Raw genomic sequence first — 22,476 nt, 5'->3', positions numbered from 1 at the left:
ATTCTGGGCGTCGCCGGCGATCGAGCGCCGGCGTGGAGATTCCCGATGCCGATAGCCGCCCTGGACCGCTGGCGCGACTACATGAAGACCCACGACCGCGCCGCGCTGTGGGAACTGCTGGACCCCGAGGCGGTGTTCGAGAGCCCCGTCGTACACACGCCGCAGCGTGGGCGCGAGATCACCTTCAAGTACCTCGCGAGCGCCGAGAAGGTGCTGGGCGGGCCAGGGTTCCGATACGTCGGAGAATGGCGCAGCGACACCGGCGCGGTGCTGGAGTTCGAGAACGAGATCGAGGGGATCACGATCAACGGTGTCGACATCATCACCTTCAGCGACGACGGCGCCCGGATCGTCCACTTCAAGGTGATGGTCCGCCCGCTGAAGGCGATCAACCTGCTGCACCGCCTCATGGGCGAGCAACTGGCCAAGGCGGCCGGTTAGCGTCTTCCGGGTCCGGGCGGGATCGCCTGCCCGGGCGCCCTACGGCGCGGGCGTCAGCTTCATCACCGTCTCGGCGTCGGCCTCCACCGCCGCGCGGCTGAAGCGCAGAGGGACGTAGGAGCCGGCCGCCCAGAGGGGGAAGAGGTCGCGGTAATGCGGGCTGGCGGGGTCCGCGGACTGGCCGGGGGTGTTGATGGCCATGGAGTTGTCCCAGGCGCCCACGTCCAGCACGATCCGCACCGAGGCGCCGGCGGCCTGGCTGAAGTCCTCGGTCCTCCAGGTGGCGGCGCGGGGGGTCGACGACGAGCCGGGGACCTGGAGCGGGCCCACCGTCATCTGGGCGGCAAGCTGCGGATCGGCGAGGGGTGCGATGGCGGGGACGAACTTCGCCTGGTGCAGGCGGCCCCAGGTCCAGGTCGCCATGTCGGGTCCGAGCCGGACCTTCAGTTCGCCCACGGCGTCGGCCAGGCTGGAGAGCAGGATGGGATCGCGCGTCCCAGCGGGCGCGGCTTCGAGCCAGGTCAGGATCGGGTCCGGCGAACTGGCGCCGATCAGCTTCCGGGCGGCGGGCGTCACGCCGGATGCGCCGACCGCGTGGCGGCCCAGGTGCTTCACCGCCCAGGTCTCGTAGATGGCGGCGGCGGCGCTGTCGGTGGTCTCGTTGCCGTCCCAGACCTTCAGAAGGGCGAGCGCCCGGGCGACGTCGGGGTCGGTAGAGCTCAGCGCCTGGACCAGGGCCACGCCGCGGCGGGCCTGCGGGCTGACACTGTCGGTCTGCAGCGCCACGGAGTCGGCCAGGGTCGATTTCGGGAGCGACGACAGCACCTCCTGGACCCGCATCGCGCGGGTGGGGTCGGCCCACTCGAAGCCCAGCTTGCGAGCGTGGCGTGGATACTCAGGCTCGGCCGGGATGTTCATGGCGTTGGCCGTGCCGAAGTAGCCGGCCTTGGGGTTGCGGCTGACCGGCAGGCCGCCGTCCTCGACGAAGCCCTTCCACTCGTAGCGCCCGTCGCCGGGCACGGGCATCAGGCCATCCCAGCCCGGCCGCACCGGCGTGCGCCCCGCGGCCGACCAGCCGATCTCGCCCTTGGTGTCGGCGTAGACCAGGTTCAGCGGCGGGGCCCCCCACCTGTTGCGCGCGGTCTGGAAGTCGTCCCAGCCCTTGGCGCGCCACATCCGCGAGGAGCCGAAATAGCCGGCCAGGCCGGGCTCGTTCCAGATCGTGCGGATGGCGAAGGCGCGGCCCTTGGCGTCGTCCTGGTTCACCACCGGGCCGTGGCGGGTGAAATGGAATTCCACCTCGCGCGGCGCCTCGCCCTTCACCTCGATGGTCTCGCGGACCACCTTCATGGGTTCCCAGCCGCCCTTGTAGCGATAGGCGTTCCCCCGGGTCTCGTAGACGTAGAGGTCCTCCTGATCGATGTAGAAGATGGTGATGCCGAAGGCGGTGGTCCCGTTGTGGCCCAGGGAGACGCCGGGCAGGGCGGGCTCGCCGGCGCCGATGATGCTGAGGCCCGGCGCGTCCAGGTGGGCGATGTAGCGCAGGGACGGCGCGCCCACCGGGCGGTGCGGGTCGTTGGCCAGGATCGGACGGCCCGTGGCGGTGCGGGATCCGGCGATCGTCCAGTTGTTCGAGCCCTCGGCCGAGCGCTCGTCCATCACCTGGGCCAGGGTCCGGGGCGCCAGCGGCTTGAAACTCACCGGCTCGGTGGCCAGCACATAGTCGGCCAGTACGTTCTCGGGCACGTCGCAGGGATCGAGGCCCTTGGGCACGGCGAACTTGTGGGCCGGCTCCAGCTTGCGGCGGAGCGCGTCGGCCTCCACGCCGCCGGCGCAGACGACCCGGGCGCGGGCGACCTCGGAGGTGACGTTGGAGACCAGGGCGTGGCTGCGGATCCGCAGGATCTCCTCGGGCTTCCAGTCCTCCGGCTGGCTGGCGGTCAGCTTGAACTCGACGGGGAGGGGGCGCTTGCCCGCCCGCACCTCGGCCACATAGGCGTTCACGCCCGCGGCGAAGGCCTCCGCCGCCTCCTTGCCGCCGGGATCGTAGGCGGCCCACTCGGCGGCCATGTCGCCGCGATAGAGGAAGAGGCGCGCGGCGCGGTCCTGCGCCACATAGGCCGGGCCCAGGCTGGCCGACAGCCGGCCCAGGCCGCGCTTGCGCCACAGGTCGATCTGCCAGAGCCGGTCGCGGGCGGCATTGTAGCCCTGTAGGAAGAAGGCGTCGCGGGACGAGGCGGCGTAGATGTGCGGGATGCCCCAGCGGTCGACGATCAGCTCGGCTGGGGCGTTCAAGCCCTGGACCGCCCGGGCCTCCTGGCGCACCGCGGTGGAGACCTCCGCCTGCGCCGCGCCGGCCAGAAGCGCGGCCGCTGCGCCCAAAAAGACACGCCCGATCATACCGTACCCTCCATCGTCGCGACGATTGTGGACCGACGCCGGGCCCGGCGTCACGCGGCGCTTGCGCTTCCGCGCAGGTCACCCATTAGGCTGCGCCGTATTAGGAAGGGGAATTCCACATGATCGGCTACGCCACCATCGGCACCAACGACCTCGAGCGGGCGACCAAGTTCTACGACGCGGTGCTCGCTCCGCTGGGCGGCAAGCGCACCTTCGCCAACGGCGAGCGCATGCAGTTCTACGGTAGCAAGGACACGCCCGGCATGATCGCCGTCAGCAAGCCCTACGACGAGAAGCCCGCCACCGTCGGCAACGGCAGCATGTTCGGCCTGCCGGCGGCGTCCAAGGAACAGGTCGACGCGGCATACGCCGCCGCCATGGCCGCGGGCGGCGTCTGCGACGGCGCGCCCGGCCAGCGCCTGCCGACCTTCTACGGCGCCTATTTCCGCGACCCGGACGGCAACAAGGTCTGCGTCTTCAAGATGGGCTGAATGGCCGATCTGGAATTGAAGCCGCCTTCGCTGGAGGCGCTGCCGCAGTATGCGGACGCGCTCCGGCGGGGCTGGTCTCCCGACAACATCCACGGGCGCAAGACGGCCGAGGAGCAGCTTGTCCGCATCGCCGAGGATCCGGCCGCCTTCGTGGCCTCGCAGGACGACCCGGAGGCCCGCGGCCCGCCGATCCGGCTGCCCGACGGGTCCGAAGTCCCGCGGCTTCCCGGCTACTACCGCTGGATCTGGGACGGCGAGTTCTGCGGCACGGTGGGGTTCCGCTGGGCGCCGGGCACGGCGGAACTGCCCGAGCATGTCTTCGGACACCTCGGCTATGGTGTCGTGCCGTGGAAGCAGGGCCTCGGCTACGCGACGCGGGCGCTGGGCCTGATCCTGCCCGCGGCCAGGGCGATGGGATTGCCGTACGTCGAGCTCACGACCGACGACGAGAACATCGCGTCGAAGCGGGTGATCGAGGCCAACGGCGGGATGCTCGTCGAAACCTTCGCGGTTCCGCCGGCCTATGGCGGCGAGGGCGTGAAGCTTCGGTACCGCATCGGGCTGTGACGGCTCAGGACATCGACAGGATGCGGCTGCCCGTTACCTTCCACGATCCGTCACGCTGACGCGCCAGAAATACGAGCTGCGAACCACCTGCGAGCTGGTTGCTCCAGGTGAAGGCCGCGACCACGGCTTCCATGCCCGTGCGGTCCAGCACCGGCATGGCGATGCGCCAGAGAAAGCCGGTCTTGCCGTTCAGGCCCATGCCGCGGATGCGGGGTTCGCCGGCCGCTTCATCCACGACCTCGCCAAGGGTGGCGGCTCGCGCCCGGGCGTTCGCGCAGGCCAGCGCCGGGCCGAGCCGCCGGTGGTCGAACCGCACCAGCGCCGCGGTCCCTTGCGGCCCGACGGGAATGCCCACGCTGCCGGAGTGAGCGGTCGCGAACATGCCGGTCCATTTCCGCGGAAACTCGGTGCTGAAGAGCAAGGGATCGCCGCCTTGAACCGCCAGGTTCCGCAACGCCGCCTCGGCCGCGGCGCAGACCGGCGAGACCTTCGGCGCCGCTTCCGCGCCGGACGCCAGGGCGAGCGCCGCGACGGCCCCGAGCCTCGAGCCGAACCGCTTCACCGCCCTTGGGCCGCCACGCGCCAAACGACGCCGCCCACATCGTCGGCCACCAGCAGGGCGCCCTTGCTGTCCACCGCGACCCCGACCGGCCGGCCCTGGATCTTGTCGTCGGCGTTGAGGAAGCCGGTGAGGAACACCTGCGGCGGCATCTGCGGCCGTCCGCCCGCGAAGGGCACGAAGACCACGCGATAGCCGTTCAGCGGCTTCCTGTTCCATGACCCATGCTGGCCGATGAAGGCGCCGCCCTTGTACGCGGCGGGGAAGGCGTCGGCGCGGTAGAAGGTCAGGCCCAGCGACGCCGTGTGCGGACCCAGGCCGTAGTCCGGCTTCAGGGCCGAGGCGACCAGCGCCGGGTTCTGCGGCTTCACCCGCTTGTCCACGTTCTGGCCCCAGTAGCTATAGGGCCAGCCATAGAAGCCGCCGTCCTTCACGCTGGTGAGGTAGTCCGGCGGCAGGTCGTTGCCGATCTCGTCGCGCTCGTTGGAGACGGTCCACATCACGCCGGTGGCCGGCTCGAAGTCGATGCCGTTCGGGTTGCGGATGCCGCTGGCGAAGACCCGGGCCTTGGCGGTCTTCAGATCGTATTCCCAGATCGCGGCGCGGCCCTGCTCGTTCTCCATGCCGTTCTCGCCGATGTTCGAGTTCGAGCCCACCGTGGCGTAGAGCCTGGCGCCGTCGGGGCTGGCCACGACGTTCTTGGTCCAGTGATGGTTGATCGGGGGGCCGGGCAGGTCGAACACCTTGGTTCCGGTTCCCGGCACGGCGGTGGCCCCCGGCTGGTAGGGGAAGGCCACCACGCCATCGGAGTTGGCCACGTAGAGCAGGCCCCCCACCAGGGTCATGCCGAACGGCTGCTTCAGGCCGGTGGCGAAGTCGGTCTTCGTCTCGGCCACGCCGTCGCCGTCGGCGTCGCGCAGCAGGACGATCCTGTTCGGGCTGGGCCTGGACGAGCCCACCTTCTTCATCAGCATCTTCTGGAAGAAGCCCTTGACGCCCTGGTTGGACTTGTCGGCCTTGCTGGGCTCCGAAGCCGAGAGCGCGGCCAGGACGTCGCCGTTGGGCAGGACGAGCAGCCAGCGCGGGTGGTCCAGCCCCTCGGCGTAGCGGGTCACCGTGAAGCCCGCCGGGGCGCGGGGCGCGGCGCCCGCCGGCCAGCCGACGACGTCGGGCACGCCGACCGTAGGGATCAGGCCGGCATGCGGCCCCTTCAGCGGTGGGTTCGGGCCGAACCCGACGAACGGGTCGCCGGACCCGGATGAACAGCTCGCCAGCAGAAGGGCGGCCGCCCCGATCAGCCATGACGGTCTCATGGGCCCGCTCCTTCGTGCGACTGGAGGCTCAACGCTGACGCGACGGCGCCGTTGCGTCCATGCCGCAAAGGGGTGCAGTGGTTCAACCCAGGGAAACGCAAACGGGACAGGCCATGGACCTGACGCTGACGCCGGAGCTGGCGACCTTCCGCGAGGAGGTGCGCGCGTTCCTGGAGGCTCACGGGGGCGAATACGAGGCCGGCGCGCCGAAGGACCCGAAGGCCTGGCAGCGGCTGCTGATCGACAACGGCTATGCCGCCCGCACCATCCCGCGGGCCTACGGCGGCTTCGGCGCTGCGCCGGACGGCCTCAAGACCCGGATCATCGCCGAGGCCTTCATCGACGCCGGCGCGCCACGCGGCATGAGCGGGCAGGGCATCTCGATGCTGGTCCCGACCCTGCTGGAGGTGGGCTCGGAAGAACAGAAGACCCGCTGGATCCCGCCAACCCTGAGCGGCGATATCATCTGGTGCCAGGGCTATTCGGAGCCGGGGGCCGGATCGGACCTCGCCAACCTGCAGACCAAGGCGGTCGAGGACGGTGAGGATTTCCTCATCAGCGGCTCGAAGATTTGGACAAGCACCGCCGCTCAGGCGCAGATGATGTTCTGCCTGGTGCGGACCGAGCCCGACAAGCCGAAGCACGAGGGCATCTCCTACATCCTGTTCCCCATGGACACGCCGGGGATCGAGGTCAGGCCGCTGAAGACCATGACCGGCCAGGCGGAGTTCAACGAGGTGTTCTTCACCGATGTGCGCGTGCCCAAGACCAATGTGGTCGGCGGACGGGGGCGCGGCTGGCAGGTGGCCAACACCACGCTTAAGCATGAACGCGGCATGCTCGGCGATCCCAACGCGACGGAAGCCCGTCTGAAGCAGCTGATCGAGCTGATGAAATCGGAGACGGTCGACGGCCAGCGGATTATCGACAATCCGATCTTCCGCGACCGGCTGATGCAGCTCCAGGCCCGGGTGCTGTCGATGAAGTTCAACGGCTTGCGCACCATGACCGACGACACGGCGGGGCTGGCGCGGCTGGTGGTGAAGCTGCAGGGCTGCGAGCTGAACCACCAGGTGGCGGCCCTGGCCATCGACGCCCTGGGCGAGCTGGGAATCCTCTACCAGGACGGGCCGCACCTGCGCGCCAAGGGTCGCTGGCAGTGGAACTACATGTTCGACCTGGGCCTGATCATCGGCGGCGGCACCGCCCAGATTCAGAAGAACATCATTTCGGAACGGGGCTTGGGCATGCCGCGCGAGCCCAAGACGGTCGAGGCCTGAATGCGGTTCGCGCTCTCCGAGGACCAGACGATGCTGCAGGACAGCCTGAACCGCACCCTGGCCGACCTCGTGCCGCTGGAGCGGGTGCGCCGGTTCGCCGACGACGAGGGTCCGCAGCAGGTGTCCGACATCTGGATGCGGCTGGCCGAGATGGGCCTGCCGGGGCTGATGATTCCCGAGGAGCAGGGCGGGCTGGGCCTGGGCATGCTGGAGGCCGCCCTGGCCAGCGAGGCGTTGGGCAAGGTGGCGGCCGCGGCCCCGTTCCTGGGCTCGGCGGTGCTGGCGCCCCTGGCCCTGAAGCTGGCGGGAACCGACGAGCAGCGCCGCCGCTGGTTGCCGAAGCTGGCGACCGGCGCGGTCACCGCCGGCGTGGCGATCTCCGAGCCCATCGCGGGCGCGCGCGATGGCGCGGGCGTCACCGCCGCGGATGGGCGGCTGACGGGCCAGGCGCTGTTCGCGCTGAACGCCACGGGGGCGGACCTGCTGGTGGTGGCCGACAAGAACGGGGGCCTGCACCTGACGCACATCGCCGAGGCGGCCGAGCCGATGCCCAGCATCGACGTTACGCGGCGGCTGACGGCGCTCACCTTCAAGGACACGCCCGCCGAGGCCCTGGCGTCGAACGGCGCGCTGGACCGCCTGCGCGACGCGGCCTGGATCCTGCTGGCCGCCGACACCCTGGGCGCGGCTCAGGCGATGCTCGACAAGGCCGTCGCCTATGCCAAGGAGCGCAAGCAGTTCGGCCGCACGATCGGCAGCTTCCAGGCCGTCAAGCACCTCTGCGCTGAGATGGCCGCGGAGCTAGAGCCGGCGCGCGCGCTGGTCTGGTACGCCGCCTACGCCTTCGACCATGCTCCGGACGAGGCCCCGCTGATGGCGGCCCACGCCAAGGCGCACACCTCGGAGATCGGCCGCTTCATCGCGCGCACGGCGACCGAGGTGCACGGCGGCATCGGGATGACGGACCTCCTGGGCCTGCACTTCTGGTTCAAGCGGATCGGCCAGAACCGCCAGTTGCTGGGCGGGCCGGAAAAGGTGCGCGAGATCGCGGCGCGGATGCAGGGCCTGGCGGCCTGACGGGAAGGACCACGACCATGGCTGACGGCTCGGTGCAGGGACACGCCCACGACCGCTACGCGGACGTGCGCACGACGTTCGAGGCCGGCCTGGCGAGCGGTGAGGACATCGGGGCCTCGTACTGCGCCACGGTCGAAGGCGAGACGGTGGTCGACCTCTGGGGCGGCTTCGCCGATCCGGCGCGCACCCGGCCCTGGGAGAAGGACACCATCGTCAACGTCTACTCGACCACCAAGACGATGACGGCCCTGACCGCGCTCTTGATCGCCGACCGCGGCGAGCTCGACTTCGACGCGCCGGTGGCCCGCTACTGGCCGGAGTTCGCGGCCAACGGGAAGGCGGACGTGAAGGTCAGCCACCTGATGAGCCATTCGGCCGGGCTGTCGGGCTGGAAGGAGCCCATCACCGCGCAGGACCTGTACGACTGGGACAAGGTCACCACCCTGCTGGCGGCCCAGGCGCCGTACTGGGAGCCAGGGACCGCGTCGGGCTACCATGCGCTGACCCAGGGCTACCTGGTGGGCGAGGTGGTGCGGCGGATCACCGGCAAGTCGCTCGGGACGGTGTTCCGCGAGGAGATCGCCGAGCCACTGGGCGCCGACTTCTGGATCGGCCTGCCGGCCTCGCAGGACGGTCGCGTGGCCGAGCTGCTCCCGCCGCCGCCGGGACCGCGCGACCCGAACGCCAGCGCGCTGATGATCAACATGTGGGACAACCCCGGCATCGACGTCTCGGCCACGAAGACCCGGGCCTGGCGCGGCGCCGAGATCCCGGCGGCAGGCGGAACCGGCAACGCCCGCTCGGTGGCCGAGATCCACGCGATCCTGGCCAACGGGGGCGTCGCCAAGGGGCGGCGCTTTCTGTCGGAGGCCGGCTGCCGCAAGGCGCTGGAACTTCAGGTCGAGGGTCAGGATCTGGTCTTGGGCATGCCGGCCCGGTTCGGCATGGGCTTCGGCCTGGCGGGGGGCGCGGTCCCATTCCCGAACCCGAACACCATCTACTGGGGTGGCTACGGCGGCTCGCTGGTGATCATCGACATGGATGCGAGGACCACCTTCGCCTACGCCATGAACAAGATGGCGGCGACGACCCAGGGCGACATGCGCGCCCTGGGCCTGGCCATGGCGATGTGGACGGCGATGGGGGCGATTTAGGCGCCGCCGGCCTATTGCTTCACGTGCTCGGGCTTACCCTTGCGCTTGGTGTGGGCCATCTTCTCCAACTCCTTCTCGGACATCGACATCATCGACTTCGAGGCGCCCTGGAGCTTGCTCTTGGGCGTGTCTCCCCGCTTGGCGGACAGGGCCGCGCCGGCGGCCTTCTGTTGGGCGGCGGACTTGGCAGGCATCGGGTCAACTCCTCTTTCCGGACTGCGCTGACGCAACCCGCGAGGCGCGCGCGGGTTTCAAGAGTTGAATTCCTAGTGTTCTTGTAGACATAAGGCCGCATGGCTTCTCGCAAGAAGGACGACGCCGGCCGCCGGCCGGTGGTGGCGGTGATCGGCGGAGGCTTCAGCGGCCTGCTGACGGCGATCCATCTGTTGCAGGGCGACCCGTCGGTGGTCGTGCGGCTGGTGGAGCGTGCGCCGCGGTTCGGCCGCGGCCGGGCCTACAGCGCCTTGCACGCCGACCATGTGCTGAACGTGCGCGCCGCCAACATGAGCGCGTTCCCCGACCGGCCCGGCCATTTCGTCGAATGGCTGGCGGCCGAGGGCGAGGCCGCCGGGCCCGACGCCTTCGTGAGCCGGTCGCGGTATGGCGACTATCTGCAGGCCCTGCTGCGGGAGGAGATCGTCGATCCGGACGCGGCCGGCCGGCTCCTGCTGGAGGCCGACGAGGCGGTGTCGCTGATCTCGCAGGACGGCGGCTGGCGGGTGGAGCTGGCGCTGGGGCGGGCTTTCCGGGCCGACGCCTGCGTGCTGGCCGTGGGACTGCTGCCGCCCGCGCCCCTGCCCGGCGCCGACGAGACCGTGGACGCCGCCGCCGGCTATGTGGCCGAGCCCTGGCGGCTGGATCCGGCGACCGCGCCCGAGGGCGACGTGCTGCTGCTGGGCTCGGGCCTGACCATGGTGGACGTGGCGCTGAGCCTGGCTGGGCAGGGACGCCGGCTGCTGGCCGTCTCCCGCCACGGCCTGGTGTCGCGTGGCCACGGCGCCGTGCGGCCGGCCGCGGCGCCGCAGGGCGGCTTCGCCACGCCCGTCGAGGCGCTGCGCACACTGCGCCGCCTGGCCAGATCCGCGGATTGGCGCGGTGCGGTCGACGCCATCCGGCCGATCACCGCGGACATCTGGCGGGGCTGGCCGCCCGCCGAGCGGCGGCGGTTCCTGCGCCACGCGCGACCCTGGTGGGAGGTGCATCGCCACCGGATGGCGCCCGCCGTGGCGACGCGGGTGGCGAGCCTGGCGGCGTCGGGCGAGCTCACCGTGGCGGCGGGGAAGCTGGAACGCCTGTCCTGGGACGGCGCGGGCTTCCACGCCCGCATCCGCGGCCGCGGCGAGACCAAGCCGCACGACTGGCGGTTCGACGTGGTGATCAACTGCACCGGCCCTCGCGGCGATCCGGAGACCGCGGCGGCCGGCCTGCTGGCGGACCTGCGCCGGCGGCGCGCGATCCGGCGCGATCCGCTGGGCCTGGGCCTCGACGTCACCGACGAGCTGCAGGTGGTGGGCGCCGACGGCAAGCCGACCGCCGGCCTGTTCGCGGTGGGGCCGTTGACCCGCGCCGCGGTCTGGGAGGCGCTGGCCGTCCCCGACCTGCGCAACCAGACGGCGCAGGCGGCCCGCGCGGTCCTGTCCAATCTCGCCGCCGCCGGATAGCCTGTCTTCCAAGGTGCAGGAGACGGCGTGGCGAACCCGGTGAGCGAGGACCTGGCCCGGCGGCGTAAGCTGCCTCGGCTGCGCGTGCGCCTGCGGGAGCTCTATCACGGCGATTCGCCGCAAGCGGTCCGCTTCCGCCTGTGGGTCATCGCCATCGACCTGCTGCTGATCGCGTTCTTCATCGCCGCGCCGTTCCTGCGCGGCTTCCCGGCCTATCTGTTCGTGGACTACGCGGTGGCCTTCGTCCTGGCGCTGGAGCTGGGCGCGAAGGCGTTGGCCGACACCAGCGTGAAGACGTTCTTCCGGCGCTTCAGCGTCTGGATCGACCTCTTCGTCCTCATGACCCTGCTGTTTCCGCTGTGGCTGTTCAACCTGGCGTTCCTGCGGGTGCTGCGGCTTTGGTCGCTGTTTCACAGCGAGATCTTCTGGGCGACCGTCGGGCGGCGATATGACGACACCCGGGTGGAGGACATCTCCAAGGCCCTGGCGACCCTGGTCACCTTCGTCTTCGTCACCACGGGCTTCGTCTACGCCGGCTTCGCGCGCAACCATCCCGGCATCGACGGCTATGTGGATGCGCTCTACTTCACGGTGACGACGCTGACGACGACCGGGTTCGGCGACATCACCCTGCCGGGCGTCTGGGGCCGCCTGCTGACGATCGTGATCATGATCAGCGGCATCACCCTCTTCGTGCGGTTCGCCCAGACCCTGATCCGGCCGTACAAGGTGCGCTTCACCTGCGAGGCCTGCGGCCTGATGCGCCACGATCCGGACGCCGTACACTGCAAAGCTTGCGGCGGGCTGCTGAACATCCCGAACGAGGAGTAGGCCCGAACGAGGGGGCGTCGGGTTGTCGACGCTGCGCGGCCAGCCCGGCCCGCTGCTGGCCCGAAATAGGTAATGTCCTGCCGGGTTGAGGCCCTGCGGGCGCGAGTACGACAGAATTTTGTCAAAGCCTTTAGAATTTCATGCCCCAATCACAACCTAGACACGCATCTGCGGGGGCAGGGGGCAATTGGTGGCGGGGGAAGCGGCGCAACCATCGGCGTTGGGCGGGTCGGTGGACCTGACGTCCGTTCTGGACGCGTGGCCGGAGTGCGCCCGCGTGCTCTCCGTCTCGGGCGAGATCCTTCATGTCAATCCGGCGGGCCTGGCGCTCGTCGAACTGGACCTGGACCGTGTCCGCGGCCGTTCGTGGGCGCTCATGTGGCCGCCCGAGACCCGGGCCCCGATGCAGGACGCCATCGCCCAGGCCGCGGCGGGCAAGGTCGGCAAGTTCCGCGGCGTCTGCCTCTCCCACGGTGGCAAGCGCCTGTGGCTCGACACCGTCGTCACGCCGGTTCGCGACGGCGCGGGCCAGGTGGTCCGGCTGCTGGCGGTCTCGCGGGACATTTCCAGCGCCATGGAGTCCGAGGCCTTCCTCGAGACGCTGGTCCGACTGCTGCCCAACCCGATCCTGGCCAAGAGCGCCCGCGACGGACGCTATGTCCTGATCAACGAGGCGGCCGAAGCGGCGTTCGGGCTCTCCAGCGCAGAGACGATCGGCAAGGACGCCTACCAGCTGTTCCCACAGAACGAGGCGCGTGGCTTCGCCGAGGAGGACGCCGCGGTGATCGCCTCGCGCGCCACCCGCATCTCCGAGGAAGAGCCGATCACCACCCGTGACGGCGTGCGCTATTTCACCACCAAGAAGTTCGCCACCTACGACGGCGACCAGCCGCTGCACCTGGTGACTCTGGGCGAGGACGTCACCGAGCGGCGCGAGGCCGGCGTGGCGCTGCGAAGCGCGCTTGCCGAGGCCGAGCAGGCCAACCGCGCCAAGAGCGAATTCCTGGCCAACATGAGCCACGAGATCCGCACCCCGCTGAACGGCATCGTCGCCGGGGCGGACATGCTGGCTCGCGCCGACCTGGACCCCCGGGCCCGCGAGTTGGTGAAGATCATCGCCTCGTCCGGCGCGACGCTGGAGCGCCTGCTCACCGACATCCTGGACCTGGCCCGCATCGAGGCCGGCCGGATCGCGATCGAGGCCACGAACTTCCAGCTCGGCGAGCTGGTCCGCACCACCGCGGCCCTGGCCAAGCTGCAGGCCGACGAGAAGGGCGTGGCGGTCAAGGTGGAGATCGCGGCCGACGTCGACCGCGCCTTCCACGGCGATCCTTATCGGATCCGCCAGGTGCTGCTGAACCTGTTGTCGAACGCGGTGAAGTTCACCGAGCGCGGCTCGGTCACGGTGGCGGTCGAAATGCGGCCCGACGGCGGCGTGCGGGTGACCGTCCGTGACACCGGTATCGGCTTCAAGCCGGAGATGAAGGAGCAGCTGTTCGGCCGTTTCCACCAGGCGGACGGCTCGATCACCCGGCGGTTCGGCGGCACGGGCCTGGGGATGACCATCAGCCGGGAGCTGACTCAGCTGATGGGCGGCAGCCTGGACGCCGAAGGGCGCGAAGGCGAGGGCGCCACGTTCTGGTTCGACCTGCCCCTGGTCCCGGCCGAGATGACGGAAGAGGCCGAGGAACCTGCGCTGGCCGAGACGCCGGACCGCTCCCTGCGCGTGCTGCTGGCCGACGACCACCCCACCAACCGCAAGGTCATCGAGCTGATGCTGGAGGACCTGGCCGAGGTGGTCAGCGTCGAGAACGGGGCCGAGGCGCTGATGGCGCTGGGGAACGACATCTTCGACATCGTGCTGATGGACATGCAGATGCCGGTGATGGACGGCCTGGAGGCCACCCGCCGCATCCGCGAGACCCAGGCCGCCGCCGGCCGACGGCCGGTCCCGCTGATCATGCTCACCGCCAACGCCCTGCCCGAACATGTGGCCGCCAGCCACGCGGCCGGCGCCGACCGCCACCTGGAGAAGCCCGTCACCCTGGCCGGCCTGCTGGAGGCGATGAACGAGGTGCTGGCCATCGATGACGCCGAGTCCTTCGACGCCGCGACCGGCTGATCGTCCGGCCGGCGTTCGCCCGCGCGAGGCGTGGCCGCGAAGGCCCATCCGCCCAGGATGAATGGGCCAAGGTCGCCGAGATGGCGAGCGCTTGAATTTCAGGGTCTGGCCTGGGAATTCGACGGCCGCATTGAACTGGCGTTCACCCCTGGCGGGTTAAATCGCCACATGTACCTTTCGCCTTCCTCCCCGATCCAGTTCGCCGCCTGACCCGATGATCGCCGCCCTGTCCGGATTGCGCCTTTTGCTCGTCGAGGATGAGACGCTGGTCGCCATGATGGTGGAGGATATGCTGGCCGAGTTCGGCTGTGTCGTCGCCGACGTGGCCGGCAGCGTTTCGCGCGGCCTGGCGCTGGCCGCCGACGACGCCCTGGCCCTCGACGGCGCGATTCTCGACGTCAACCTGGGCGGGGAGAAGGTCTTTCCCGTGGCCCAGGTGCTGGCGGACCGCGGCATCCCCTTCATCTTCGCCACCGGCTATGGCGTGGCCGGCGTCGCCGAGGCCTTCTCGCACGTCCCCGTGCTGGCCAAGCCCTATGAGGCGGGCGCGCTGGAGCGGATGCTTACGGCCGCGCTATCCGCGGCCGGACGAGGCGGTTCGCCACCCGCCTGACGATGATGGCCGGCGGCGCCGAAGCGCCGCCCGCACGATCAGTTCGGCTTGGCCGCGCCCATCTGCGCCATCAGCTCTTCCTTGCGGGCCTTCATGCGCTCGCCCATGGCGTCGAGGTCCTCGTCGCCCTTCTTGGCCTGGGCGAAGATGCCGCCCGGCTGCTCCTCTTCCTTCACGTGGTGCTTGATGTACTCGCCCAGCACCTTGACCTTGGCGTCGTAGTACTCGTCCGAGGGCTTCATCGCCTCGATCTCGGCGATCAGCTTCTTGGCTCCGTCATGTTCGACGTAGGCCTCGTCGAGCATGTCGTCCTCCACGTCGCCGCGCTCCTCCGGATAGAAGATCTCTTCCTCGATCGTGGTGTGGACCTTCAGGGCCAGCGCGATCTGGTTGAAGAGGGCCAGCTTTTCGCGCTCGTCCTCAAGCTGTTCGTACTCGTCGAACCAGCCTTCCACCTCGCGGTGGTCCTTCTTCAGCAGGCTCACCGCCAGCGGGTCGCGGCGGCCGGTGCGGCGCGTGCGGCGCGCCTTGGCGGACTTCGTGGATGTGGATTTCGCGGTCGTGGCCATGTGTCCCTCCAGGGTGATCAGCTGCTGCAAACACCGTGGAACGAAGGCGGTTCCTGAGTCGGAGGGACGACAGTGGCGGCTAGCCCGACGCCGCCGTGGCCGAAGGGGACTCATAGGCCGGGTCGTGCGCGAACGGCAGCGGATCGCCCGTGTGGAGCGCGTCCAGCACCGTGCGGAAATCGGTCCGGCAGCGGAAGCCGAGCGCCTGTTCGGCCAAGCTGGCGTCGTACACGCGCCCGAGGCTGACCGGCAGCCGCCAGCCCTGCCGGGCATAGAGCTCCGGGGCCTCGGGGAAGTAGCGGGCCACCACCCCGGCCGCATCCCGCTTGAGCGCCTCGGCGTCCGACCGCGCGAAGGGGGTCGGGGCCGCGAGGACGTACAGGCCGAAGCCGACCGACGGCGCGCGCTCGAGCGCGACCACATGGGCGTCGGCCGCGTCCTCCACCGTGAGACGTCGGTTCAGGAACTCGTTCGCCTTGAGGTTCGCCCCGGACAGGTCACGGTGCGTATCGTCCTCTTCCGGGAAGAAGCGCGCGGTGCGGAGCACGACGAGGTTCAGTCCGTGCTCCAAGTGATGCAGGCGGCACAGGCCCTCGGCGGCGAGCTTTGTGACGCCGTAGATGTTGCGTGGCGCCAGCGGGCCGGTCGTCTCGTCCAGCCAGGCGGCCGTGGCGCCGGCTTCGGCCCGGATGACCTGCGAGATCATCAGCGACGTGGTCGAGGTGAAGACGAAGCGGTCGTGCCTCGCCGCGACGGCCGCCTCCAGCAGGTTGAGCGTGCCGGTCACGTTGACGTCGACGAAGGCCTGGGTTGGAAACCTGGCGATGTCCGGCTTGTGCAGCGCGCCCGCGTGGACGACGGCCTCGACGCCGTGATCTTGAAACACCCGCTCGACGGTCGATCGATGGGCGACCGAGCCCACGACGTGGGTGTCGACCCCGGGCGCGATATCCAGCCCGATCACGGCGTGCCCGGCCGCCCGGAGCCGCGGGGCGAGAAAGCGGCCGAGCCAGCCTGACGATCCGGTGAGAAGGACGCGCATGGGACCCTCGAGTCGGGCGGACGTGGCCGCTATCTAGACGAGCAACGGGCTCCGCGCCATGGGCCGGTCCGGGAGTGGCCCGCTCACCGCAATGTGCTTGCGCGACCGTGAACCCGCCCGGCCGGCGAAGGGTTCACCAGTCGGGTCCACGCGCTCCGCGGGAGGGCGCGCCCGGACGCGTTCCGAGGGGGCTTCGCCAGCCATGGAAGGCACGGAGATGTCCGTCAGCAACGATCCGCCGCCGGATGGAGCCGTGGCGCCGTTCCGCGCCGACTTCGCCGCCCTGGTCCCGGCGCAGCAGGCCGCTTCGGAGACCGCCTGGAGCATCGTCACCCTCTGTGCGCAGCAGGCGCAGCTCGCGCTCGGCTGGGCCGAGGTGGCGGGAAAGGCCGTCGCCACCCTGGCGGATTCCAAGGCCCTGGACGACCTCATCCAGGCCCAGCTCACGCTGGTGCGCGGCCAGGTCCGCCAGGCCCTCGAGGCGGCCAGCGCCGCCGCGCGGCTCGACGCCAACCAGCTGTGGCCGACCCTTTTCCCGATCGCCGGCGCGGCAGGGCCCGGCCGGCCGGGCCCCGAACCTGAAACCCCTGCAGCGGAGGATCAGATGAAGATCAGCGAATGCATGACCCGCGACGTCCAGCTCGCGGATCCCGACGACACCATCGCCCACGCCGCCCGCCTCATGGCGCGGCTGGACGCCGGCGTCCTGCCGGTCAGCTCGAACGACCGGCTGGTCGGGATGATCACCGACCGCGACATCGCCATCCGCGCCGTGGCCGAGGGCAAGGGGCCCGACGCCAAGGTCTCGGAGGTGATGAACGCCGAGGTGAAATACTGCTTCGACGACCAGGAGGTCGACGACGTCCTGAGCAACATGGGCGACCTCCAGTTGCGCCGGATGCCGGTGCTCAACCACGAGAAGCGGTTGGTGGGAATCGTCTCGCTGGGCGACCTGGCCGACAGCCATGCCAGGCCTGCGGGTGAGGCCCTGAGCGGCATCTCGCGGCCCGGCGGGCAGCATTCGCAGACGGCGCACTGACCCGCGCCCGGACCTTCGCCGCGAATCAGCGGTGCGCTGCGGGAGGTTCCGCGACGCCCCGCCGGTCCGCGGCGGCTGCACGTTGATTGAGCAGCTGGGCGATGTGTTCGGCGTCGGTCGCGGGGAGGCCCGACTGGGCGGCCATCGCAACCACCGCCACGTCGCCCGTCCAGATGTCGATGACGCTATGGCCTGCGGGGTCGGGCCTGATGACGAAGCGAGCGGTCATCGCGGCAGCATGCGCGAGGATGCCCCATCCGCCAAGCTGCAGTCTCGGTTGATCCCCAGCTCAATTCGCGATCCCCCATGGACTTTCCGGCGGCGCAAATGTCCCTCCAGCGGATCGTGCTTCTCCGCGGGCGCCTCGTTTGATCGTCATCGCAAATCCGTTGCGGCTCCCCTTTGGGGGGCGGCAGCTCTTGTGCAGGGAGCTTGCGGGACAGTATGCCTCTGCCCGAGGCGCGGCGCCCGCATCTCAAGCAAAGCCAGAAAGACATGATGTCCGGTAGCCGCCAGCAGGCCCTTGTCGATGCGCGCAAGCTGGTCCGAACCTTCGCGTCGGCGCCCGATCCCCGGCGCCGCGCCCAGGCGGTGCTCTCCGAGCTTCGGCACGCCGACGACTGGCCACCGGCGGCCCGACGCGAGATCGAGGCCGCCGACGCCTGGCTGCGGGGCAGCCCGCCGGCCGACAGCCTCGAAGCTCGCCTCCGCCTGCTGCTCTCGCGGCTGGGCGCCTAGACCGGGCCGTGAACTCAAGGCCTGGCGAAGCGGGTCGCGAGACGCCATGGGCCGGTGTAACGGCGGACCCCGCCCCGGCAGCTTGAGCGCGGTCCTGGTTCGCGGGCGTCCGGCGTCCCGCCGGGGGGCCATTCCCGATCGTCACCTGCGCGCGCCCAACATCCACGTTGACCTGGGCGGGCAGGCCTCGACCGCCATGGCCAATGCCCATCCCTGATCGGATCGCCCCGAAGCCCTAAGGCCGGACCGCAGCACCTGGATCGCCCTGATGTCGATCCGGCGTTCCGGCACGTGGGTGCGACGCGGCGGCGCCAGCGCTGGACTCCATTGGCAAAAAATCAGTACTAATGCTCAAAATTTGGAGGAAGCCATGTTGCGTTGCCTCGGCGCGGAGGAGCGCCCGCTGACCAGCATTCCATTCGGGTGGATTGGGCAGACCGCCCTCGCATCCGCTTCACGCGGCATCGACATCGAGGGTCAGCTCCTGCAGCTTGGCATTAACGCCGGTGGAGCGTCGATCGGGCCGGAAACGCCCATCAGCCCAGCAGAGTACCTCTTGATGTGCGTACGCGTCATCAACGCGGTGGATGACGAGATGCATGGCGCCACCCAGGCGCGCATGCGCCGGGGCACCGCCGCCCTGGGCGTCAAGCTTCTGGGCACAGGGGCGAATCTGGGGACGGCCATCGGCTCTCTGTTCCGCTTCTATGAGATCGCCGGCGGGTTCTGCCACGCCGAACTGGCGCGGGACGAACGCAAGGCGATCATTCGCATTCGGGCGGACAGCGAGCTCAGCGACCTCACCACGGTGGTCGAGGAGATGATGGCGACCCATCTCCACATGCTGTTCTCCTGCTACCTCGACTTCTTCCTGCCGCTGAGCGAGTTCAGCACCACGTCGGTCCACCATCCCCGTCTCGGGGCCCGCCACCCCTACCTCGGCGCGCCTGTGGTGCTGGGGCGGATCACTCAGATGACCTTCCCGGCCTCCTATCTCGATCTGCCCTCCAAGGCCGTGTTCTCGGAGAAGGGGCCTCTGGACGCGGCGCTGCATTGGCTCGGCTGTTTCGGGCCTGGCCTCGGAGGCGAGGTCGACCCCACGCTTAAGGGGGAGATCAGCGCGCTCGTCTACGAGGCCCTGCTCTCCGAGGACCTCGCCTTGCAGGACTGTTGCGCCGTGATCGGCCTGCAGCCGCGGGCGCTCCGCGCCGCGCTGTTCGCCGAGGGATCGTCGTATCGGCGCCTTCGGCGCGGCGCCCTCGTCGAGCGGGTACGCCCCTATATCGAGGCTCAGGTCACGGCCGACGATATGGCCTTCGGCCTCGGCTACTCGGACGCGCGCAGCCTTCGCCGAGCCCTCAAGGGCGCGACCGGCATGAGCCTGGGTGAGATGAGAAGGCCTGTGGCCTGCCCGACCTCTCCCGTAAACGCGGCCCTTGTGCAGAACCTGCGCAGCGAAATGGCCCTGATGGCGTAGTCGGCCCGCGGCCGGCCCGCACAAGGAACGGCCCCTTCCGGCGAAGGGGCCGAGGCGCGAGCACGACGGGGAGGCGCCCGCGCTAGAAGGTCAGGGCGACGCCGATTCCGAAGTTGCGCGGCGGTGTGTAGCTCACGGCCTTTTCCGCGCCGAGGATGCCGGCGTACACGGTGGTCCCGCTGATGACGGTCTCGTCCGTTACGTTGTGCACGAAGCCGTAGACCCGCCACGGGCCGTTTTCCGGAGCCAGAGAGGCGGCGATGTTCAGCAGGCCGACCGGCTTCTGCGAGTTGCCCTTGTCGTTGAACTCGCTGAAGTAGACGCGGTCGCGCCATGCGTACTGCACGTCGAAGCCCGGCGTGAGGCCCGCGATGGGCGGGGCGCTGTAGTTGAAGCCGAGGTTCACAGTCCAACGCGGTACGTAGGGCAGGTCGTTGCCGCGCAGGTTCTCAACCGGTGATCCGACCGGCCCGGGGATGGTGCGGCCATTGGTGAACTTCCGGAACGTGGGCTTCAGGTAGCCGCCGTTCAGGGTTAGGCGCAGGCCCGCTGCGGGCGCCGCGACGATCTCCAGCTCGGCCCCCTGGATGCGCGCCTTGGGGGCGTTCGCCAGGCCGACCTGGATGTCGACGAGCTGGGAGATCTGAAGCTGGGTGTAGTTGCTGTGGAAGAGAGCCCCGTTGATCTGCAGACGCTGTTCCAGCCAGGACGACTTCCAACCGAACTCCGCGCTCTTCACCTCCTCCGACCGCACCGGGGCGGCCTGCGCCGCCCCCAGGTTGATGGCGGCGTCCTTCACGGCGGTGCCGTACTTTGCGTAGACGAAGAGGTTCGGCTTGAGCTGACCCTCGATCCCGACGCGGAACGGGGTGCTGTTGGTGTCCGCGTTGGTCGGGACGCCGTAGAGGAAGACCCCGAACTCCGGGAAGACCGAATTCTCGAGCGCGCGCTTGTCGGTCTCGCCATACCGGATCTGGCCGGTCACCGCCCAGATGTCGTTGAGCGCGTAACGAACATCGGCGTAGGCGGCCAACGCCTCGGTGCGGACCCGTCCGCCGACCGCGGTGTTGACCGGGAACGGCAGATTGGCCGCCGCCCCTGGTACGAAGTAGGGCAGGCGGCTCAGGAAGCTCACCTGGTTCAGCTGAGATTGATTGAACTGCAGGTAGGTCGCGCCGACGAGCCAGCGCAGGCGGCTGTCGTCGGAAGAGGCGAGATGGATGTCGCCATAGTAGTCCTGGCTGGTTGTGTGCCGGTAGTAGCTGCAGGCCAGGGCGCTCGTCCCGTCGCAGTCGTTGAGGTAGGTCTGCTCGGCGTCACGGTAGGCGCCGAGGACCGTCAGGACGTTGTCTCCCACCGGCTGGACGTATGACGCGTTGAAGGACGCCACCTCGAGCTTGTTGGAGCCGACATTGGCCTGGGTCCGGCGCGGATCGGCCGCCGGCGTGGCCCCGAAGATGGCCTCGGCCGGATACAGGAAGCCCGGCGTCGGCTTGACCCCAAGCGCGGCGCCGTTGTCGGACTCGTGGAAGTAGCTTGCGATGACGCGGAGTTCGCCCGCGGTCGGCAGCCTGGTGAGGGTCTGGAAGCGGATGGCCTGGGACTTGAGGTCGTCGAGCCGGCCCGGCGCTCCCGGCTGGCCTTTCAGGAGGTTCTTCGTGTAGCCGTCCAGAGCGCGCAGCTGATAGGAGAGCCGTACGTCCGTGTCGGCGACGCCGAGCGGTCCGGAGACGTATCCCTCGCTTTCGCGGCGACCGTCGTCACCGACCACGCCGTCGATCCGACCCTGCCAGCTGCTTGTCGGCGCCGCGGAGATGATGTTGATCGCGCCGCCCACGGCGTTCCGCCCATAGAGGGCGCCCTGTGGTCCCCGCAGCACCTCGACCCGCGCCACGTCGAACATGCTGGTGTTGTTCGAGGTGGTGTCCGACACATAGGCGCCGTCCTGGTACATGGCCACGCCAGGGTCGCCGCCGGCGATGATGAACGTGTTGCCGATGCCGCGGACGTAGAGCTGCGACGTGTTGCTGGTCGAGCTGAAGCTGACGTTCGGCACGTTGGTCTGCAGGTTCTCGAGCCGCTGCTCGCCGCGCTCCCGCTGCGTCGCGCCATTCAGCACGGACACCGCTTCGGCCGTCCGCTGCAGCGAGGTTTCCCGACGAACCGCCGTGACGATGACCTCTTCGACCTGCGCCGTCGTCGTGGCCTGCGGAGTCTCCTCGGCCCGGGCCGGAGCCGCCGCCGTGAACGAGGCGATCACCCCGGCAAGCGCGGACAGCGAAACCCCAACCTCTAGCTTGGACTTCATCTTTCCCCTCCCCTAGGGCTTGTGCGCCCGCTTGGCCGATCGCGTGAGGCTTCGGCTATTGTCGCCCTGACTCTCAAAGTCGGCGGATCGGGTCGAGGACACCTTGGGCCGACCGGAGGGACAGTTCTTTCCGGCGGTTCAGGCCGCGGCGCTGGGGCGCGCGGAGGCGCGGGCGTGCCAAGCCCGTAGATTGCGGAAGTCGGCGGGGTACGCGACGCCCACGAACGCCGCCCAGTCGATGTAGGACAGCAGTACGACGTCGGCCATGGTGTAGCGCTGGCCGTCGAGCCACTCGCGCCCGGCCAGGAGTTCGTCGAATTCCCTCATGACGATCAGGGCCTCGCCCTTCTGGCTCTCGCCGAACGCCTTGAACTGCGGCTTCACATGGGGGGCGTTCCACTCGTGGGTGTGCAGCCAGACCATGGTGATGGCGCGCTGCAGGCGCAGTTCGATGCGCCGGATCAGCGCCTCGATCTCCGCCGTATTGAAAGGGTCGACGCCGAACATCGGGGGGTCCGGGTGGAAGTGTTCGATGTACCGGCAGATCGCCACGCTTTCGACGACGACGCGACCATCGTCCAGCCGGAGCGCCGGCGATCGGCCGAGCGGATTGATGGCGCGGTATTCGGCCGTCCGATGCTCGCCCTTGGCGAGGTCGATGATGGTGGTCGGAAGGCTCAATCCCTTCTCCGCCAGGTAGGTGCGTACGCGACGCGGATTGGGGGCGGGCATCGGGGAATCGTACAGATGCATCTCGTCACCTCATGACGGCGGGAGGGGAGGGTGGGCGGATC

Annotated in this window: 22 protein-coding genes; 13 read left to right on the top strand and 9 right to left on the bottom strand. The window is 69.7% G+C overall.

Features of this window, described 5'->3' with window-relative positions:
- The first annotated feature begins 45 nt into the window (after positions 1–45).
- Positions 46–441: a nuclear transport factor 2 family protein gene (locus EPO51_RS12380; RefSeq protein ID WP_293350844.1), complete on the top strand. Its 396-nt coding sequence runs from the start codon at positions 46–48 to the stop codon at positions 439–441.
- A 39-nt stretch (positions 442–480) separates the two neighbouring features.
- Here the strand turns inward: EPO51_RS12380 and EPO51_RS12375 are convergent, their stop codons facing one another.
- On the bottom strand, positions 481–2,841 hold the full coding sequence (locus tag EPO51_RS12375) for a penicillin acylase family protein (protein WP_293350841.1): 2,361 nt from the start codon (positions 2,839–2,841) through the stop codon (positions 481–483).
- Positions 2,842–2,960: 119 nt separating this feature from the next.
- Here EPO51_RS12375 and EPO51_RS12370 point away from each other — a divergent pair, with 119 nt between their 5' ends.
- On the top strand, positions 2,961–3,332 hold the full coding sequence (locus EPO51_RS12370) for a VOC family protein (protein WP_293350838.1): 372 nt from the start codon (positions 2,961–2,963) through the stop codon (positions 3,330–3,332).
- Positions 3,333–3,899, top strand: coding sequence for a GNAT family N-acetyltransferase (locus tag EPO51_RS12365; protein ID WP_293350836.1), 567 nt, complete (start codon positions 3,333–3,335; stop codon positions 3,897–3,899). It abuts the gene before it with no gap.
- A gap of 4 nt (positions 3,900–3,903) precedes the next feature.
- Here EPO51_RS12365 and EPO51_RS12360 read toward each other — a convergent pair whose 3' ends face one another.
- Both EPO51_RS12360 and EPO51_RS12355 read right to left on the bottom strand, forming a co-directional pair.
- Positions 3,904–4,461, bottom strand: coding sequence for a hypothetical protein (locus tag EPO51_RS12360; RefSeq protein ID WP_293350834.1), 558 nt, complete (start codon positions 4,459–4,461; stop codon positions 3,904–3,906).
- The gene (locus tag EPO51_RS12355) at positions 4,458–5,771 is read right to left on the bottom strand and encodes a PQQ-dependent sugar dehydrogenase (RefSeq protein WP_293350832.1); all 1,314 of its coding nucleotides are present in this window, start codon (positions 5,769–5,771) and stop codon (positions 4,458–4,460) included. Before EPO51_RS12355 ends, EPO51_RS12360 begins: the two co-directional genes overlap by 4 nt.
- Before the next feature lie 113 nt (positions 5,772–5,884).
- Here EPO51_RS12355 and EPO51_RS12350 point away from each other — a divergent pair, with 113 nt between their 5' ends.
- Genes EPO51_RS12350 through EPO51_RS12340 form a run of 3 tightly spaced genes read left to right on the top strand, consistent with a single transcriptional unit; the run spans position 5,885 to position 9,282 of the window.
- Positions 5,885–7,051, top strand: coding sequence for an acyl-CoA dehydrogenase family protein (locus EPO51_RS12350; protein WP_293350830.1), 1,167 nt, complete (start codon positions 5,885–5,887; stop codon positions 7,049–7,051).
- Entirely contained in the window at positions 7,052–8,128 is a 1,077-nt protein-coding gene (locus EPO51_RS12345; RefSeq protein ID WP_293350828.1) for an acyl-CoA dehydrogenase family protein, read from the top strand. It abuts the gene before it with no gap.
- 17 nt (positions 8,129–8,145) lie between these two features.
- The gene (locus tag EPO51_RS12340; RefSeq protein WP_293350826.1) at positions 8,146–9,282 is read left to right on the top strand and encodes a serine hydrolase domain-containing protein; all 1,137 of its coding nucleotides are present in this window, start codon (positions 8,146–8,148) and stop codon (positions 9,280–9,282) included.
- Between the two features lie 11 nt (positions 9,283–9,293).
- On the opposite strand, the gene EPO51_RS12335 is transcribed toward EPO51_RS12340, so the two are convergent.
- Positions 9,294–9,476: a DUF3008 family protein gene (locus EPO51_RS12335; RefSeq protein WP_293350823.1), complete on the bottom strand. Its 183-nt coding sequence runs from the start codon at positions 9,474–9,476 to the stop codon at positions 9,294–9,296.
- 99 nt (positions 9,477–9,575) lie between these two features.
- Here EPO51_RS12335 and EPO51_RS12330 point away from each other — a divergent pair, with 99 nt between their 5' ends.
- The 4 genes from EPO51_RS12330 to EPO51_RS12315 all read left to right on the top strand — a co-directional run bounded on the left by EPO51_RS12330 (position 9,576) and on the right by EPO51_RS12315 (position 14,509).
- Positions 9,576–10,943 carry an FAD/NAD(P)-binding protein gene (locus tag EPO51_RS12330; protein ID WP_293350820.1) on the top strand — a complete coding sequence of 456 codons (1,368 nt, stop codon included), beginning with the start codon at positions 9,576–9,578 and terminating at the stop codon, positions 10,941–10,943.
- 27 nt (positions 10,944–10,970) lie between these two features.
- Positions 10,971–11,774, top strand: a complete 804-nt coding sequence (locus EPO51_RS12325; protein WP_293350817.1) for a potassium channel family protein — start codon at positions 10,971–10,973, stop codon at positions 11,772–11,774.
- Positions 11,775–12,006: 232 nt separating this feature from the next.
- Positions 12,007–13,896 (top strand): PAS domain-containing protein, encoded by a 1,890-nt coding sequence (locus EPO51_RS12320; protein ID WP_293350814.1) that lies wholly within the window; start codon positions 12,007–12,009, stop codon positions 13,894–13,896.
- 214 nt (positions 13,897–14,110) lie between these two features.
- A complete protein-coding gene (locus tag EPO51_RS12315; RefSeq protein ID WP_293350811.1) occupies positions 14,111–14,509 on the top strand; it encodes a response regulator in 399 nt (132 codons plus the stop codon).
- A 38-nt stretch (positions 14,510–14,547) separates the two neighbouring features.
- Here EPO51_RS12315 and EPO51_RS12310 read toward each other — a convergent pair whose 3' ends face one another.
- Positions 14,548–15,078, bottom strand: coding sequence for a hemerythrin domain-containing protein (locus EPO51_RS12310; protein ID WP_293350808.1), 531 nt, complete (start codon positions 15,076–15,078; stop codon positions 14,548–14,550).
- 79 nt (positions 15,079–15,157) lie between these two features.
- Entirely contained in the window at positions 15,158–16,120 is a 963-nt protein-coding gene (locus EPO51_RS12305) for an NAD-dependent epimerase/dehydratase family protein (RefSeq protein WP_293350805.1), read from the bottom strand.
- Positions 16,121–16,337: 217 nt separating this feature from the next.
- Between EPO51_RS12305 and EPO51_RS12300 the strand changes: the two genes are divergently transcribed.
- The gene (locus EPO51_RS12300) at positions 16,338–17,159 is read left to right on the top strand and encodes a CBS domain-containing protein (RefSeq protein ID WP_293350803.1); all 822 of its coding nucleotides are present in this window, start codon (positions 16,338–16,340) and stop codon (positions 17,157–17,159) included.
- 25 nt (positions 17,160–17,184) lie between these two features.
- Here the strand turns inward: EPO51_RS12300 and EPO51_RS12295 are convergent, their stop codons facing one another.
- Positions 17,185–17,388, bottom strand: a complete 204-nt coding sequence (locus EPO51_RS12295) for a hypothetical protein (RefSeq protein WP_293350800.1) — start codon at positions 17,386–17,388, stop codon at positions 17,185–17,187.
- Between the two features lie 269 nt (positions 17,389–17,657).
- Between EPO51_RS12295 and EPO51_RS12290 the strand changes: the two genes are divergently transcribed.
- Complete coding sequence (locus EPO51_RS12290; protein ID WP_293350797.1) at positions 17,658–17,897, top strand: hypothetical protein; 240 nt, start codon at positions 17,658–17,660, stop codon at positions 17,895–17,897.
- Positions 17,898–18,165: 268 nt separating this feature from the next.
- On the top strand, positions 18,166–19,374 hold the full coding sequence (locus EPO51_RS12285; protein WP_293350794.1) for an AraC family transcriptional regulator ligand-binding domain-containing protein: 1,209 nt from the start codon (positions 18,166–18,168) through the stop codon (positions 19,372–19,374).
- An 82-nt stretch (positions 19,375–19,456) separates the two neighbouring features.
- On the opposite strand, the gene EPO51_RS12280 is transcribed toward EPO51_RS12285, so the two are convergent.
- Both EPO51_RS12280 and EPO51_RS12275 read right to left on the bottom strand, forming a co-directional pair.
- Positions 19,457–21,682 carry a TonB-dependent receptor gene (locus EPO51_RS12280; RefSeq protein WP_293350791.1) on the bottom strand — a complete coding sequence of 742 codons (2,226 nt, stop codon included), beginning with the start codon at positions 21,680–21,682 and terminating at the stop codon, positions 19,457–19,459.
- Between the two features lie 138 nt (positions 21,683–21,820).
- The gene (locus EPO51_RS12275) at positions 21,821–22,435 is read right to left on the bottom strand and encodes a glutathione S-transferase family protein (RefSeq protein WP_293350788.1); all 615 of its coding nucleotides are present in this window, start codon (positions 22,433–22,435) and stop codon (positions 21,821–21,823) included.
- Positions 22,436–22,476 lie beyond the last annotated feature (41 nt).

The sequence above is a fragment of the Phenylobacterium sp. genome (genome assembly GCF_004297125.1).
In the GTDB taxonomy this organism is placed as follows: domain Bacteria; phylum Pseudomonadota; class Alphaproteobacteria; order Caulobacterales; family Caulobacteraceae; genus Phenylobacterium.
This window is presented reverse-complemented; position numbering and strand designations above follow the sequence as displayed.

Excerpts from the sequence above, each read along its gene's own strand:
- EPO51_RS12380 (WP_293350844.1), top strand. The coding sequence starts at position 46 with ATGCCGATAGCCGCCCTGGACCGCTGGCGCGACTACATGAAGACCCAC.
- EPO51_RS12375 (WP_293350841.1), bottom strand. The coding sequence starts at position 2,841 with ATGATCGGGCGTGTCTTTTTGGGCGCAGCGGCCGCGCTTCTGGCCGGC.
- EPO51_RS12370 (WP_293350838.1), top strand. The coding sequence starts at position 2,961 with ATGATCGGCTACGCCACCATCGGCACCAACGACCTCGAGCGGGCGACC.
- EPO51_RS12365 (WP_293350836.1), top strand. The coding sequence starts at position 3,333 with ATGGCCGATCTGGAATTGAAGCCGCCTTCGCTGGAGGCGCTGCCGCAG.
- EPO51_RS12355 (WP_293350832.1), bottom strand. The coding sequence starts at position 5,771 with ATGAGACCGTCATGGCTGATCGGGGCGGCCGCCCTTCTGCTGGCGAGC.
- EPO51_RS12350 (WP_293350830.1), top strand. The coding sequence starts at position 5,885 with ATGGACCTGACGCTGACGCCGGAGCTGGCGACCTTCCGCGAGGAGGTG.
- EPO51_RS12345 (WP_293350828.1), top strand. The coding sequence starts at position 7,052 with ATGCGGTTCGCGCTCTCCGAGGACCAGACGATGCTGCAGGACAGCCTG.
- EPO51_RS12340 (WP_293350826.1), top strand. The coding sequence starts at position 8,146 with ATGGCTGACGGCTCGGTGCAGGGACACGCCCACGACCGCTACGCGGAC.
- EPO51_RS12335 (WP_293350823.1), bottom strand. The coding sequence starts at position 9,476 with ATGCCTGCCAAGTCCGCCGCCCAACAGAAGGCCGCCGGCGCGGCCCTG.
- EPO51_RS12330 (WP_293350820.1), top strand. The coding sequence starts at position 9,576 with ATGGCTTCTCGCAAGAAGGACGACGCCGGCCGCCGGCCGGTGGTGGCG.
- EPO51_RS12315 (WP_293350811.1), top strand. The coding sequence starts at position 14,111 with ATGATCGCCGCCCTGTCCGGATTGCGCCTTTTGCTCGTCGAGGATGAG.
- EPO51_RS12310 (WP_293350808.1), bottom strand. The coding sequence starts at position 15,078 with ATGGCCACGACCGCGAAATCCACATCCACGAAGTCCGCCAAGGCGCGC.
- EPO51_RS12305 (WP_293350805.1), bottom strand. The coding sequence starts at position 16,120 with ATGCGCGTCCTTCTCACCGGATCGTCAGGCTGGCTCGGCCGCTTTCTC.
- EPO51_RS12300 (WP_293350803.1), top strand. The coding sequence starts at position 16,338 with ATGTCCGTCAGCAACGATCCGCCGCCGGATGGAGCCGTGGCGCCGTTC.
- EPO51_RS12295 (WP_293350800.1), bottom strand. The coding sequence starts at position 17,388 with ATGACCGCTCGCTTCGTCATCAGGCCCGACCCCGCAGGCCATAGCGTC.
- EPO51_RS12290 (WP_293350797.1), top strand. The coding sequence starts at position 17,658 with ATGTCCGGTAGCCGCCAGCAGGCCCTTGTCGATGCGCGCAAGCTGGTC.
- EPO51_RS12285 (WP_293350794.1), top strand. The coding sequence starts at position 18,166 with ATGTCGATCCGGCGTTCCGGCACGTGGGTGCGACGCGGCGGCGCCAGC.
- EPO51_RS12280 (WP_293350791.1), bottom strand. The coding sequence starts at position 21,682 with ATGAAGTCCAAGCTAGAGGTTGGGGTTTCGCTGTCCGCGCTTGCCGGG.
- EPO51_RS12275 (WP_293350788.1), bottom strand. The coding sequence starts at position 22,435 with ATGCATCTGTACGATTCCCCGATGCCCGCCCCCAATCCGCGTCGCGTA.